This window comes from Candidatus Albibeggiatoa sp. nov. BB20 (assembly GCA_016744725.1).
Lineage (GTDB): Bacteria > Pseudomonadota > Gammaproteobacteria > Beggiatoales > Beggiatoaceae > Albibeggiatoa.
Map to the genome: position 1 here is coordinate 1 of JADGDW010000114.1, position 15,915 is coordinate 15,915.

A 15,915-nucleotide genomic window follows, 5' to 3' on the forward strand; every position below is an offset into this window, starting at 1 on the left:
GATATATTCCAGTTGGTTATAGGTGATGGATTCTAAGTTTATTAAATAGGGCTCTGTAGCATCTCATGCAGTATTCTACAAAAATACTCTAATCAAAACATTTAATCAGTTGTGGCAAATCGCCTTCCAACGCCATTGCTTGACGCATGATAACCTTTTTCGCTAAACCACTGGAATTAGTCAGATTCAAACCAAAATTACGTAACCATTTAACAGGCGGTGCTGAATGTCCAAACACGTTTTTAAAACCATACATTGCACCCGCCATCATCACATTATGCCCTTTGCGCCAGCGTTCATAACGTCTTAAAACTATTTTTTGCCCAAAGTCTTCATGTTTAGCATTAATCAATACTTCGCCCAAAGTTGCGGCATCTAACAAACCTAAATTGACCCCTTGGCCTGCAAGTGGATGCACCGTATGTGCCGCATCACCAATTAAAGCTAAACGAGGTTGGACATATTGGCGTACCACACGGCTTTGCAGTGGAAATGCAACCCGTTGACTGCTCTCTAATATTGCGCCTAATTTATGTTCAAAAGCAGCTTCTAACTCCTTGTGAAATTCATCTGTATCCAAATCAACTAAACGCAAGGCATGAGGACTGTCTACACTCCACACAATCGAACACCAATGTTTATCTTGCAATGGCAAAAATGCCAACGGCCCAGTGGGTAAAAATCGCTGCCATGCGGTAAATTGATGCGGCAACTCAGTTTTAATATTGGCGACAATGGCTTGTTGTCCATAATCGTGCATATCGTAGGGAATACCCGCTAAATAACGAATATAAGAATGTGCACCCTCTGCGCCAACCAATAATTGTGTGCTGATCGTTTCGCCATTATTCAAATGAACCTGCATTGTTTTGCCTGTCAATTCAAAATTTTCTACTTTCAAAGGGCGATACATGGTTAAGTTTTCAAACTCGCTTAAACGTTGGGTTAAGGCTTTTTGAATCACAGATTGCTCAACAATATAACCTAAACTGGGTTCATGAATATCGGCACAATCAAAATGAATTTCACCCGTTCCCGTGGCATCCCAAACGTGCATGTGTTCATAGGGACTGATACGACTTGCTTGCATAGCATCCCAAGTTTGTGTATGCCGAAAAATATATTCAGAAGCACGAGTTAAAGCAAAAGTACGTAAATCGGCTTGTTCTGTATCCCAAGGCTTTTCAGGACTGGCTTCAACAATACCCACATTAAAATTTTGTTGTAATAAAATCGCGGCTAGGGTATTCCCTACCATTCCCCCTCCAACAATTAATACGTCATGATGTTGCATGAAAAGCCTCGGTAATGTCTATCCAGTGTAAAAATGCTTCTAACTTCAAAGTACGGGTTTATAATGAGTGCCCCATATCCATAGCGTAATATAGCATAACGATGGCTCAAAAAAATTATCACTTACTGGGTTTTGTCGCGTATAGCGGTACAGGAAAAACCACCTTATTAACCCAATTGATTCCGCTGTTAAAAACCAAAGGGCTGCGCATTGCGGTGATTAAACACAGCCATCATGCGTTTGAAATTGACCACGAAGGCAAAGACAGTTACCGCCTACGTCATGCGGGTGCAGTACAGACGTTACTCACATCGCAAAAACGTTGGGCTTTAATAGAAGAAACCCCAGAACGTGAAATAGAGGTGACATTACAAGAAGCAATTGAGCATTTAGATACCGACTCTATTGATTTGATTTTGACTGAAGGCTTTAAATCTGCCTCTTATCCTAAGATTGAATTGCATCGCCCCAGTCTAAATAAACCACTATTGTATCCAAATGATAATGATGTGATCGCAATTGCAACTGATGCACCCTTGAATGAGTTGTCTCCAATTCCTTGTTTAAACTTAAATGCGATAGATGACATTGTATGCTTTATTGAAGATTTTATAAAAACAGGCACAGATCGTATTGTTTCTTGATGATTGGCAGACATTCCACTAAAACATAAAAACACTTGATACTACGCTTGTTTTTGCTATTCTAAACAACCCTTTTCAGCAAAGTTGCAGCTATGTTTACAGGTATTATCCAAGCATTTGGCAAAATCCAACAGATTCAACCAACGGGTGTTGATGCGCGTTTCAAAATTCACACAGGCCAACGCTTTCTCGACGGCGTTCAACTGGGTGATAGTATTGCAGTCAATGGTGTCTGCCTAACCGTAACTGAAATGACGGGTGATTGCTTTTGGGCTGATGTGTCAGGCGAGACTTTACAGCGCACCACTTTTGCCCATTTAAAAACTAATGATGCAACCAATTTAGAAAAAGCCGTAACCCCTCAAACCCACTTAGGCGGCCATATTGTCAGCGGTCATGTTGATGGGATTGGCACATTGACTGAGCGTTATAATGATGGACGCTCGGTGCGTTTAGCGATTAAAGCCCCTGACAGCTTAGCAAAATATATTGCTGAAAAAGGCTCTATTTGTGTCGATGGCATTAGCCTAACTGTAAATTTGGTCAAAGGTGCAGTGTTTGAACTCAATATTGTGCCGCATACTTTGGAAAAAACCACTTTAGGTTCAATCCAAACAGGCCACGAAGTCAATTTAGAAGTCGATGTGATTGCCCGTTATTTAGAACGCCTGCTGTTAGGCGATAAAGCGGCTCATCCAAATACCAGCAATATCACCGAAGCCTTTTTGCAACAAAACGGTTTTGTATGATGATTTTTTTTGCATTCCCTAAATTTTCTATGGTTTAAATCTGCAAATTACACCCTATTTTGCGGATATAAGCAATTTTTATGTATCGGCGTTTTTCAACACTCTGCGACGCACTAATACCATGATAACAAACGTAATGCAGACAGTTACAATCATTGCAGGAAATAATATAGTCGTGGCTGAATAATGTTCTAATGCGACAATAGCAATTGCACTTCGAATGGCTATAATCATAAAAAAGGTTAACTGTTCATCAAAAGGAGAGACATAGGTTTTTCTCAGTGTTGGGACAAAACCCAATAAATCTGTCAGGGTTAAAATCAGTACAGCCCAAAATGGATCGGAGGTAAAAAACCATAATGGCAAAGAACTTAATGCAAGTATAAAAAAGACCCAATCAGCTCGGACAATACCGTTATCGGCACAATGTTGATAGGCAAGAAACGCAACATAGAGTGTAATTAAACCTGATACGGCTGTAGACCACGCGCCGATACCTGCACCGCCAGCCAATTGAGCGAAAAAAACGATACAGGTGGTTAAGCCCCAGACGATCCAAGAAAAAACATGTGGTTTAACTTGACCCCGTAAAATGGCACGAATATAGGGAAAATAAGCAATGAATGTGAGCGTGATAGCAATCGCGCTGAGAAGGTCTTTATACATAGATCACTTTATTTTTTGAATTTTCTCCATATTAATCGATTCAATTATAAAGAGAAAGTCAGCAACAACTTTAACACAAGCATACATCACGTTAGATGCGTGGGTTGCAACGAATTGAAAAAGACATAACGATATGATGACACAACCAATTGACCAATATGCTGTTATTGGCAATCCGATTGACCATAGTAAATCTCCCTCAATTCATAGTTCATTTGCCTATCAAGCAGGTCAAGCTTTGGATTATAAAACTATGCTGGTGAGCACAGATGAGGGTGAATTTGCTAAAGCAGTGCAGGCATTTCAACAAGAAGGTGGTAAAGGCTTAAATATTACAGTGCCTTTTAAGCAACAAGCTTGGGATATTGCTCAACAACGGACTTCACATGCTGAACATGCAGGCGCGTTAAATACTTTGTGGTTTGATGAACAAGGTGTGATTCATGGTGACAATACCGATGGTGTTGGTTTAGTGCGTGATTTAACTATGAACTATCAGTTTGCTTTGCGAGATAAAAAGATTTTAATTATGGGTGCAGGTGGGGCAGTCCGAGGCATATTACAACCCTTGCTAGCGGAGAATCCCGCCAGTTGTACAATTGTAAATCGCACGGTATCCAAAGCCCAAGCATTAGCGACTTTATTCCAGCAACAAGGTCATATTCAAGCCATAGGTTACGAAGATTTGCAAGGCGAGTATGATTTAATCATCAATGGCACATCTGCTAGTTTACAAAGCCAATTACCTCCTCTGCCAGATAACGGTTTAATTTTAGATAAAACATGGTGTTATGATATGATGTATGGTGCGAATGATACTTTATTCATTCAATGGGCAAAGCAGCATGGTGTACCAAAAACAATTGATGGATTGGGTATGTTAGTTGAGCAAGCCGCTGAATCCTTTTATTTATGGCGTGATATTCGCCCAGAAACCGCAAGTGTGATTCAAAAATTGCGGATGACATTAATGAATGAAAATCGGCCTACAGAAATTGGTGGGTCTAAAGGACTTGAGCCTACTCGTTATGGAGATTGGGAACGTAAAGGACGTTGTGTTGATTTTTAAGTTACGGGTAAGGGAGTGCAGATGCAAAATGGTTTTTGTACTCCCTGTGAAAAATATTTCATCATAAGTGTTGGAACAAAATCTGTTATTGTGCGTAATAGCCGTTTTAAGTCACCTCAAAGAGTATTCACTCACTCCAATAGCAACCGCATATTTTGCCATAATTTAAAAATAGGCTAAAAAATAATAGAAATGATTATAACTTGAATAGGTTTCAGATTAACAGTATTGCTCCAGCCAGAGCATTCGTTTTCTATCTTAAGGAAATGCCTCACAGGAATAACACTTGCCTGCATTTTCATTTTATAATAGCGTTTATAAACCTACAGAATAGATATGAACTAGATTCAAACTGCTGATATTAAATGACCTTGATTTAGAATCAGCAAAACAACAATGACCGATTAATCTTGCCTGTGATTCATCTTGAAATTAAAGCCATAAACTCAAAATTGAGCCACCACCATATGAAACACACAGCATCACCAAGTAAGCCCAAAAGAAGCCTTTATCGGTTGATTATTTTACTTTTTGTAAGTCAAGTCGTGATTGTTTCTGGTTTGACAGGCTATCTTGCATTTCATAATGGGCAATTGGCTGTGGCAGAACTTGCCTCTCAATTACGCAGTGAAATTACCCTGAGAATTCAGCAAAAACTCATTTCATATATGGAAACTCCGCATTTAATCAATCAAATCAATGCTGATGCGGTACGCACGGGTTCATTAGATATTTATCGTCCTGACGCGCTTCGACAACATCTTTGGCAACAAAGCCGTATTAAGCTCTTCTCAAACAGCGTTGGCTATATTGGTTTGGCCACCGAAGAACCTAACTATTACGGGGTGCGTCGCTTACCTGATGGCACGACAAAGTTTGACAGTTTAATCACTTTAAAGGGTGGAAAATATTTAGAAACATGGTTTGCTGATGAAGCAGGGGTTTATGACCGCACTGAAACGATTAGTAAAAATCCTTATGATCCGCGTATTCGACCTTGGTATCTGCTGGCTCAAAATGCAGAAAAACAAGTATGGACGGATGTATTTTCTTATTTTTCAGGAAAAAATATTGCGATCTCCGCCAATCAACCACTTTATGATACTAAAAATGAATTCGTTGGTGTGGCCAGTACCGACTTGATGTTAAGTGAAATCAGTGACTTTTTGAAAGGGCTTAAAATTGGTAAATCAGGCAAAACGTTTATTATGGAGCGTTCGGGGAAATTAGTCACCAGCTCCATTCTTGCTAGCCCGATTCGTTATGACCAATTTGGTAAAGTATTGAGTGATAAAAACAGCAAAGTGGTTCGTTGGCTAGCAACCGAAATCGAAAATGAGCAGATTCGCACCGCTGCACAACATTTGAAGCGTCACTTTAACGGCTTTGAACATATAAAAGGCACACATCAATTGCAGTTTTATTTAGATGGCCAAAAAGAATTTATTCAGGTATCAGCCTTAGATGATGGGCGTGGGCTGGATTGGTTAGTGGTGGTAGTCGTGCCAGAAGCTGATTTTATGGAGCATATTTATAAAAATACCATGACAACCTTGATTTTAGCAGGTTTAGCCCTGATCATTGCGATGATTATTGGGGTGTTTACCGCAAAATCGATTACTAAGCCTATTTTAAGTTTAAATGAAGCTGCCAAGAAATTAGCCCAAGGCCAATGGGAACAAAATTTACCAATTCAACGTGGTGATGAAATTGGCGAGCTTGCCACCTCATTTAACAGTATGGGACAGCAACTTAAAGGTTTAATCGAAAATTTAGAACAGAAAGTGGCAGAACGCACCCAACAATTATCCAAAGCATTCAAAAGCTTAAAATCTTCTCAAGCGCAATTAGTCCAATCAGAAAAAATGGCATCACTGGGGCAAATGGTCGCAGGGGTTGCCCACGAAATCAATACGCCATTGGGCTATGTCAAAGGCAATGTAGAAACGTCTCAAGACTTATTCGCAGTGGTTGAAGAGCTATTAGTTGAATTTGAGAAGCTACATAAGCTGTTAACTCAAGACCCCGATGAAGCTGCTTTGGCGCAACAATTTGCCGTATTAGATGAATTAATCCAAAGTTTCCATGAAGATGATGTGTTAGATGATATTAAAGAATTAAGTTTGGATGCCGTACATGGGGTACAAGAAATTTCTAAATTAGTGATGAATTTGAAAAATTTCAGCCGTTTAGATCAAGCCCATGAAGAGGATGTTGATTTAAATAAATGTATCGATAGCGTATTAAATATTGCGCACAATCTGTTAAAACACAAAGTCGAAGTGAAGCTACAATATGCTGATTTACCTAAAATTGTTTGCTCTCCTTCACAAATTAATCAGGTACTATTAAATATTATTACCAATGCCGCACAAGCAATTGAGGGTAAAGGAATTATATTAATTAAGACCCATTTTACTAATAAGTCAGTGAGCGTGTTAATTCAGGATAATGGAGCTGGGATTGATAAAGCACACTTAGAGAAAATTTTCGATCCCTTCTTTACCACCAAACCTGTTGGTGAAGGTACAGGCCTTGGTTTATCTATCAGCTATCGGATTATTCAGCAGCACAAAGGCAAAATTAAAGTGACTTCACAAGTGGGTAAGGGGACAAGATTTGTGATTATGTTGCCGTTGAAAACCGATTATTCATCATAGGCATTGTTTTCATTATGTAAAGAGTTCAAAGTTTGGTAGTCATGCAAAATATAGTGCCAATCATTATGAGTTAATTTAATGAATTGATAATGAATGATATAAAAACATATTTTACAGAATAGTAATTCTATGTTTATTATATATAATAGCTCCCAAAATATTGATAAGAGGTTAGTTAGTATAAATGGATTGTCCAAGATGTGAATCAGATAAAACAAAACTGAATGGAAGTGTTAAAGGCAAGAAAAAAGCCTTGTGTAAAGAATGTGGATATCAATATGTATTGGAAAAATCAGATTATTTTGTAGAACAAAGACAGTTAAGTGTGCTGGAAATAGTAGATGCTTTGTTGTTAGAAAGAATGAGTTTAGCAGCGATAGTAAGAGTGACAAAGGTGAGTGAAAGGTGGTTATGAATCGGATAAAACCAGTCCAAATGGGGAATATTTGATTCGCGTGTCTAAAGCAGGTGTAGATGTTAATTATGTTCTGTTTGGTAATTCCAAAGAAGTTAATGTTGATAATTATGGAGATGATTTTTTAGAAGTTATGGAGTTAAAGCTTGATGAATGCCAAAAGAATCTTCGTAGTTTTGAAACTAGTATACAAACCATGCAACAGGCTTTATCTGAAATAAAGAATAAGGAATGAAGAAAAAACGGGCGAAGTACCTATGAACGTGTTTTTAGTCCGCATAGGTTGAAATGTCAGGCTGAGGCACAAAACCTAACCTATTGTGTTCTCCAGTCCAATTATTTTATTTCATGTGAAATTTCAGGATAACTCGAGATTATTTTTAATAATGTTTTTGCTGTACCTGAAAGCTTACGGCGGGCGACCTTGCTCCCACTGTTGTAAAGTTCATGAAGATATATCAAATGCATTAGCAAATTCTGATTGAGACATTTTGCAACACATTCTTGTTTCAGCAATTTCATTAGGCTTTATTTGATACGTTTCACCATAATGGCCTTGTTTAATATCTCGAATTGTGCCAAGCAATTCAGTGCCTATATCTCTTGTTGCATCATGTTCAAGCAGTTCTTTTTCACCAAGTGGCATAACCCGCTTTCTCTGCAATTTGTTATCATAAAGACATAGAAATAGAACAAATGAAGATGCCACCATATCAATTGAGAGATAATCAAATTCAGATCGTTAATACCTGCACAAGACACTCAATTTCTGAGTAAATACATTGTTTACAACCTAGCTATAATTTAAGAAAATTAGCTGAGAATTGATAAATTAACAGCTATTCAGACTGTAGATAAAAATCATCATTCAATAGCTGCTCAACCAACAAACGCCTCTCCTGCATTCAATTCTTAATGTCATCACAACTCAATAATTAAGAACACTCGGAGTATAGGCTTGAGAATTCTGAAGTATAAATCATCAATCAAAAATTTGCCTGTCCTCATTTTTGCTTATAAAACCTTTCTTATTTATTAATAAAAGTTGATAATAAGAAAACATATAAAAAACAAGCTTTTTCACCTACAGATAATCAGCCACTCATAATTATTAACAACAATAAATGGCTTTGCATCCTTAATAAAAGTTGATAATTAAGAAAGCATATAAAAACAAGCTTTTTCATCTATTGATAATCAGCCGCTCATAATTATTAAAACAATAAATGGCTTTGCATCCTTGGCATATCACACTAGAATGCAAACGAAGGGAAGCGTATGCAAGGAGCAACTCACGGGCATCTCAACATGGACACCTCACTTACCGCACAATTTTTTACCCACAGTGCCAGTCTATTTTGTATTATTGACTTTGATGGTATTGTGCAACAAGTCAATACAGCATGGACGCAACGTCTAGGCTATGCCCAAGAAACGCTTATTTCTCAACATTATGCGCAATGGGTGCATCCTGCTGATGTAGAATTATTAAAAAATGTCATCAGTGCTGCGCCAAATACAACACCACAATACTGCCATACCCGCTTAAAGCAACAAAAAAACCAATGGTTTAGCTGGGAAATTACTACAGATCAGCACAATCAAGCTATTTACGCCATTCTGACACCGATACAAGCCAATATCCCGATAAACTTAGCCCCAAACACTCAAGCACCTGCTGAATTTATTCAATATTATCAACAACAAATTGCACAACAAACCATTCAATTATTTAAAAATACCCCGTTAGGCGTAATGCTGACAGATTTGCAATCTAAACCCTTAGCAATCAATCCCGCGCTGGAACAGTTACTAGGCTATAGTTTTGAGCAAATACAACAGCTTTTTAAACAAGCACACCCCAATTGTATCAAACTAGAATCACAGCATTATGCCAGCTTAATCTCAGGCCAAAGTGAATCTTATCAATTACAAACCCAATATTATCGGTATAACAATCGTCCTATTTGGGTTAATTTAACCGTTTCTGCAATCCATGATAATGCTGGGCAAGCAGTGTATTTGCTGATTTTTGTACAAGACATAAGTTCCCAACAACAAATGACCGATGCTTTAACCCATCGTGCTGAACGGTTTGAATTAGCCATGCGTGGTGTCGGTGATGGGGTGTGGGATTGGGATGTGGATACAGAACAAGTGTATTTTTCCACTCAATGGCAGCAATTATTAGGTTATACATTGCAGAATATGCCAAAAAATTTAACTGATTGGCAATCTTGTATCCATTCTGACGATTTGCCAACAGTCAAACGTGAACGCCAAGCACATTTAAATAATCTTACCCAGCGTTACGAAACCATTTATCGTATCAAACATCATCAAGATTACTATATTTGGGTATTAGATCGTGCCACTGTATTACGAACCGCAGACGGCAAAGCTTATCGTATGATAGGTACTTATGTTGAAGTCACCTCATATAAATACAATGAGCAGGCACTAGAAGAAGCTCGTGATTTTCTGCATACCGTATTAAATGAAATTCCTAACCCGATTGTGGTAAAAAATGCCCATCGCCGCCAATTGTTTAACAAGGCCTTTTGTGAGTTATTGGGCTATAGCCGTGATGAAGTTGAAGTGCGTACTGATGATGAATTATTTTCAGTTCAAGAAGCGCAGACCTTAAAACAACAAGATGATATGGTATTTAAAACGGGGCAAGATGACTCCCAAGAAATCACGATTCAAGATGTGAAACAACAAATCCATACTGTTTTAGTCAAAAAAACCCTGCATCAAGACCAACGCGAACGCCCATTTATTATCGCGGCCATCACGGATATTACTGAACGCAAACAGATTGAGCAGCAATTACAACGCAATGAAACCTTATTGTCAGCAATTTTCACTCAGATTGGAGTCGGCGTGAGTGTCACCGATGAACAAGGAATTTATATTCAGCTCAATCCCGCGTATTGCCAACTTTTTGGTTATCAACAGCATGAATTGATTGGACAGCCTTTTACCCATATTCTCCCCCCAGAACACCGCCGTCACGCAATGCGTTTATATCATGTGTTTAGTAATGGTAAATTTCGACAATATACCGAATGGAAGATAAAGCATCGAAATGGGCATTATATTGATATTGAATTGCGGATTCGGTCGCTGGGTGAAATTGATGGCCGTCCACTGCAATTAAGTTTAATTACCGATATTACTGAGCGGAAACAAGCTGAATTATCCTTACAACGCAATCGAGAACGTTATCGCCAATTGTTTAACAATGGTAATGATGCGATTTTAGTACATGGTTATAACGATGATGGAATGCCGACTCATTTCACCGAAGTCAATGATATTGCGTGTGAGCGATTTGGTTATGTGCGACAACAATTATTACAACTGACATCATTGCAATTATACCGTTTAAATAATCCAGATCGAATGCGTGAGCAAACCCAGCAATTACTCAAAGACAAACATATTTTAGTCGAAACGGTGATTTATACCCGCTCAGGCAAAGAAATTCCCAGTGAGTTGAATATTCATTTATTTACTTTAGAAGGTGAATTGACTGCGTTGGCGATTATTCGTGATATCCGTGAACGTAAACAAGCCCAACAGGCTTTAGCCTCACAAGAAGCCGAATATCGCAAACTGATTCAACATGCCAACAGCATTATTATTCGGGTCAATCCGCAAGGTCGAATTCATTTTTTCAATATTTTTGCCGAGCAATTTTTTGGTTATCAACCACAAGATGTGATTGGACAGAATATTTCAGGTACGTTGTTACCGTTTGAGCCTGAGAATTGGTTAGATAGCTTTGACTTAGAAGACTTTTTAGCTCAGCCACAACATTACGTTTATATCGAAAATGAGTGTCAATGTGCCAATGGTGATCGAGTTTGGGTGGCATGGACAACAAAACCGATTTTTAATGCAGATGACAAGTTGACTGAGATTTTGCTGATTGGACATGATGCGACTGAGCGCAAAATAGCCCAAGAAGCTTTACATGAGCGTGATCGAGTATTACAAAGTGTGGCGAATAGCACTCAGCATTTATTAACCACCTTGAATTATGACGATGCGATTGGCAATGCCTTGGAAACACTGGCCACGTTGACCAATGTTGACCGTGTATATATTTATGAAAATCACAAGCATCCAGAAATCGATCAACCCGCGATGAGTCAACGCTTTGAATGGCATGTAAAACGCAATAAATTATTTATAGATCAACCCGCTTTGCAAAATATAGATTACGGCGCATTTTTACCACGTTGGTATACTCGATTGATTGCAGGTAAAACCATTAGTGGTTTAGTCAGTGATTTTCCAGCAGACGAACGTGTCAGCTTTGAACGTAAGCGCGTGATTTCAGTGCTGCTTGTGCCTATCATGTTTAACGAGCGATTTTGGGGCTTTATTGGTTTAGATGATTGTCAGCATAAGCGACATTGGTCAAATCATGAAATGTTTTTATTACAAGCGGTTGGTGACAGTATTCGTGGCACAATGGCGCGACGACATGCAGAAATAGAATTGCATCGCAGTCATGAACAGTTCCGCACCATTATTCAAACCAACAGTGATGGGATGCTGATTTTAGACCGCCAAGGTTATATTCGTTTTGTTAATCCCGCCGCAGAAGCCTTGTATCAAATGCCCTCTTACGATTTGATTGGGCATAAGTTTGAGACCACTAATGTTATTCCGCATTTTGATGGTGAGAATAAAGCGGAAGTCAATATTCCTGTACGAAATCCTGATGTGGAACAACGCAATCGGATTGTGGAAATGCAACTTGCAGAAAGTATGTGGGAAGGCAAACCTGCGTATGTTATCTCGTTACGAGATATTACCCAGCGTAAAAAGATTGAGCAAGCCTTGCAAGAACAATCAAAACGCAATCGGTTGATTTTAGAAAATTCGATTGATGGTTTTTGTATTTTTGATCCTGAAAATAGAATTATGGAAGCCAATCCTGCATTTTGCAAATTAGTTGGTTATGAACGGGATATGTTATTAAATACCTCAATTCGCAATTTACATCCTAGCAATGTAGTTGATTCGGTGTTATCCAAAATAGAACGGATTAAAACCGAAGGCTCTGGCATTTTTGAAACCGTATTTTTGACCTATGATGATAAACAGGTTCCTGTTGAAATGAGTAGCACTTATGTTGAAGATTGCCAAATCAGTCATCAAAGTGCTTATTTTATTTTTACCCGTGATATTACTCAACGCAAACAGGCTGAAACCGAATTACGCCAAGCCAAAGATGATGCCGAAGCAGCCAGCAAAGCCAAGAGTGAATTTTTAGCCGCGATGAGTCACGAAATCCGCACCCCGATGAATGGCGTGATTGGCATGACTGATTTATTATTGCAAACCCGATTATCCCAGCAACAACAACTTTACGTCGAAACCGTGCGCAGTTCAGGCGAAAATTTATTGACCATTATTAATGATATTTTGGATTTTTCTAAAATTGAGGCAGGAAAACTCAGTTTAGAGCATATCAATTTTAAACTGCATTCATTGCTAGAAGATACGATTAATTTGTTTGCTTACAACGCACATAGCAAAGGCTTGGAATTTAACTGTGACTTAGAACCGATTGCGTATAATTTATTGGGTGATCCGACTCGAATTAGACAAATTATCAGCAATTTATTAAATAATGCCATTAAGTTCACACCACAGGGCGAAATCACCTTTTTAGTCAAAGTACAGAAAGAAACTGACACTCATTTGATTCTGCATTTTGCAATTAATGACACAGGGATTGGCATGAGTAAAGATGCGCTAAAACGTTTGTTTCAGCCATTTTCTCAAGCGGATAGCTCTTCGACCCGACGTTATGGCGGTACAGGTTTAGGTTTAGCGATTGTCAAACGCTTGATTGAAGTGATGGATGGCATGATTGACGTATTTAGTGTGGAAGGGCGTGGCAGTCATTTCTTTTTTGAATTGCCATTGGAAAAAGCGGATATTCACAACGAGTTTGACGAGGAAGTCTTAAACCATTGGCGAAATAGCCGCATCTTATTAGTGACACCCGAATCGCATCAGCGTGAAACCATGTTTAGCCAGCTGAAAAGCTGGGATTTAGATGTTAATACCGCGGTTCATGCGGGTGATGGCTTACGTCAATTGCGTACTGCAAGTGGCCAAGGACAAGGCTATAGTTTGGTGATTAGTGATTACAATATGCCTGCAATGAGCGGCTTAAATATGGCCAAGGCGATGCAAAACGATAAGATGCTGGCGCGAACCCCCGTCATTATTCTGACTTTAATCAATGAGAAACTACCCTCTGAATCCCGTGATAATAAAATGATTTGGCAACTCAGCAAACCGTTAACTCAGGCTAGGTTTTTTGCAACACTCGGTGAAATTATTGGTAAACGCAGTACTATCACGATGACCCAGCCACACATTGAGCCACTGTCTCAATTGCAAGATTATCAGATTTTAATCGTAGAAGATAACAAGATAAATCAAGCAGTTGTCAGCGATATGCTGCTACAATTAGGTTGTCATATTAAAGTTGCAGAAAATGGGCTACAAGCTCTAAAAATGCTCAAGGCACATCATTTTGATTTAACCTTAATGGATTGCCACATGCCTGAGATGGATGGCTTTACCGCAACCCAACATGTACGAACCCAAGAGCAGCAAACACAGTTGCATTTACCAATTATCGCACTGACTGCGAATGCGATGGCAGAAGATAAACAACGTTGTTTACAAGCGGGCATGGATGATTATTTAAGCAAACCCGTTAAAATTAAAGAGCTGTATCGAGTACTAGCAAAATGGCTAGTTTCTGATATGGCACAACGGATTCAAGAACCTGATTTAATAGAACATAATCAAGAAAAATCAAAACAAAATGAATATTATCCTATTGTTGATGATAATATGTTGGAAACCTTACGGCAGGAAATGCGCGGCAAAGGATTGGACTGGATTATTAACTTATTCTTAGATGAATTACCAAAATACACACAGGCTGTTGAGCAAGCAACCGATGTCAATGATGCCACGGCACTCTATCAAGCGGCTCATAAATTAAAAGGGGCGTGTGCCAATCTTGGGGCAAAGAAAATGCAACAATTTTGCTATCAATTAGAACAGCTTGGAAAAGACAATGATTTAGTCACTGCCAAGCAGCTCGTCACAGAACAATTATCTAAAGAATCAGCTCAACTTAAGCTTGCGTTGGAGAAATTTAAAAATGTTTAGCGAATATGAACAAGCCCCCTTGATTCTGGTAACAGATGACGACCCTTTTTTGCGTAGCATGTTGCGTAATTTATTGGAAGAGCAAGGCTATTCTGTAATTGAAGCGGAGCATGGTGAGCAAGCGATTGAGCATTTTAAACAGCGTAGCCCTGATTTGGTTTTATTGGATGCTTTAATGCCTGTGATGGATGGTTTTACCGCTTGCCGTTCAATTCGTGATATTGATGATACTGATATACCGATTATTATGATTACCTCGTTGGATGATGAGGATTCAGTGGACAAGGCCTTTAGTGCAGGTGCGGTGGAATATGTAACCAAACCTGTGCATTGGGCGGTATTGCGGCATCGGGTTAAAGTGACTTTGCAAGCACGTTGGGCGGAAGCGGCATTGCGTCGCAGTGAAGCGCGGTTTAGAGGCATTTTTGAATTTTCTGCAATGGGCATCGTGTTGACTGATATGGATGGGCATGTACAACACGTCAATCCTGCGATGCAAAAGATTTTGGGTCTGACTGAATATGAGTTGCATCACAAATTATTTGGCAAATTATTCTACCCTTATGACACAGCGGTTGAGAAAGAATTCCATCAGCAATTATTGCATAACAAACGTGATTTTTATCAAATGGAGAAGTATTTTTTCCGTGGCCAAAGTTTGATGTTGTGGGGGCGGATTACCACCTCTTTGATTAAAACTTCTGATGAAGCACCGCAATTTATTGTCCAAATGGTGGAGGATGTGACGGAACGTAAACGTGCACAATCTAAACAACGTTTGGCAACCAAAGTATTTGAGACCACGTCTGACAGTGTGGTGATTACTAATGCAGAAGGCAAAATTGTTGATGTGAATCAGGCATTTTTATTGTCAACAGGTTATCGCTATGAAGAGGTATTAGATCAGAATCCACGAATTTTGAAATCAGGCAATCATGATAATGTGTTTTATGAGGAAATGTGGATTCATGCACGGGAAACAGGACGTTGGCGCGGTGAGATTTGGAATAAACGTAAAGATGGAGAGCTTTTTTCCACTTGGTTGTCGTTGAGTGCGGTGCGCGGTGAGCATAACGAAATTACCCATTATGTGGCGGTATATTCGGATATTGATTCGTTGCAGGAAGATGATGAGCGAGTACGTTTGTTGACCCATTATGATTCGCTAACTAAATTGCCTAACCGTTTGTTATTCCA

The 15,915-nt window shown here is 39.0% G+C and carries 11 protein-coding genes; 8 read left to right on the plus strand and 3 right to left on the minus strand.

Annotated elements, in window-relative coordinates:
• Positions 1-88: 88 nt before the first annotated feature.
• Positions 89-1,294 (minus strand): UbiH/UbiF/VisC/COQ6 family ubiquinone biosynthesis hydroxylase, encoded by a 1,206-nt coding sequence (locus ABXH34_RS12780; RefSeq protein ID WP_353572274.1) that lies wholly within the window; start codon positions 1,292-1,294, stop codon positions 89-91.
• A 101-nt stretch (positions 1,295-1,395) separates the two neighbouring features.
• On the opposite strand from ABXH34_RS12780, the gene mobB reads away from it, so the two are divergent.
• Complete coding sequence (mobB, locus tag ABXH34_RS12785) at positions 1,396-1,938, plus strand: molybdopterin-guanine dinucleotide biosynthesis protein B (RefSeq protein WP_353572275.1); 543 nt, start codon at positions 1,396-1,398, stop codon at positions 1,936-1,938.
• A 92-nt stretch (positions 1,939-2,030) separates the two neighbouring features.
• On the plus strand, positions 2,031-2,687 hold the full coding sequence (locus tag ABXH34_RS12790) for a riboflavin synthase (RefSeq protein WP_353572276.1): 657 nt from the start codon (positions 2,031-2,033) through the stop codon (positions 2,685-2,687).
• Between the two features lie 78 nt (positions 2,688-2,765).
• On the opposite strand, the gene ABXH34_RS12795 is transcribed toward ABXH34_RS12790, so the two are convergent.
• The gene (locus ABXH34_RS12795) at positions 2,766-3,353 is read right to left on the minus strand and encodes a hypothetical protein (protein WP_353572277.1); all 588 of its coding nucleotides are present in this window, start codon (positions 3,351-3,353) and stop codon (positions 2,766-2,768) included.
• Between the two features lie 133 nt (positions 3,354-3,486).
• On the opposite strand from ABXH34_RS12795, the gene aroE reads away from it, so the two are divergent.
• From aroE to ABXH34_RS12815, 4 genes are all read left to right on the plus strand, one after another.
• Positions 3,487-4,422: a shikimate dehydrogenase gene (gene aroE / locus ABXH34_RS12800; RefSeq protein WP_353572278.1), complete on the plus strand. Its 936-nt coding sequence runs from the start codon at positions 3,487-3,489 to the stop codon at positions 4,420-4,422.
• Positions 4,423-4,889: 467 nt separating this feature from the next.
• Positions 4,890-7,082, plus strand: coding sequence for a sensor histidine kinase (locus tag ABXH34_RS12805; protein ID WP_353572279.1), 2,193 nt, complete (start codon positions 4,890-4,892; stop codon positions 7,080-7,082).
• Positions 7,083-7,266: 184 nt separating this feature from the next.
• Positions 7,267-7,497 (plus strand): IS1/IS1595 family N-terminal zinc-binding domain-containing protein, encoded by a 231-nt coding sequence (locus ABXH34_RS12810; RefSeq protein ID WP_353572280.1) that lies wholly within the window; start codon positions 7,267-7,269, stop codon positions 7,495-7,497.
• A complete protein-coding gene (locus ABXH34_RS12815) occupies positions 7,481-7,732 on the plus strand; it encodes a hypothetical protein (RefSeq protein ID WP_353572281.1) in 252 nt (83 codons plus the stop codon). Before ABXH34_RS12810 ends, ABXH34_RS12815 begins: the two co-directional genes overlap by 17 nt.
• A 210-nt stretch (positions 7,733-7,942) precedes the next feature.
• Here the strand turns inward: ABXH34_RS12815 and ABXH34_RS12820 are convergent, their stop codons facing one another.
• On the minus strand, positions 7,943-8,143 hold the full coding sequence (locus ABXH34_RS12820) for a hypothetical protein (protein WP_353572282.1): 201 nt from the start codon (positions 8,141-8,143) through the stop codon (positions 7,943-7,945).
• A 632-nt stretch (positions 8,144-8,775) separates the two neighbouring features.
• Here ABXH34_RS12820 and ABXH34_RS12825 point away from each other — a divergent pair.
• Entirely contained in the window at positions 8,776-14,718 is a 5,943-nt protein-coding gene (locus tag ABXH34_RS12825; protein WP_353572283.1) for a PAS domain S-box protein, read from the plus strand.
• The coding region (locus ABXH34_RS12830) for a PAS domain S-box protein (RefSeq protein ID WP_353572284.1) at positions 14,711-15,915 on the plus strand (1,205 nt) is incomplete at its 3' end. The genes ABXH34_RS12825 and ABXH34_RS12830, both read left to right, overlap by 8 nt.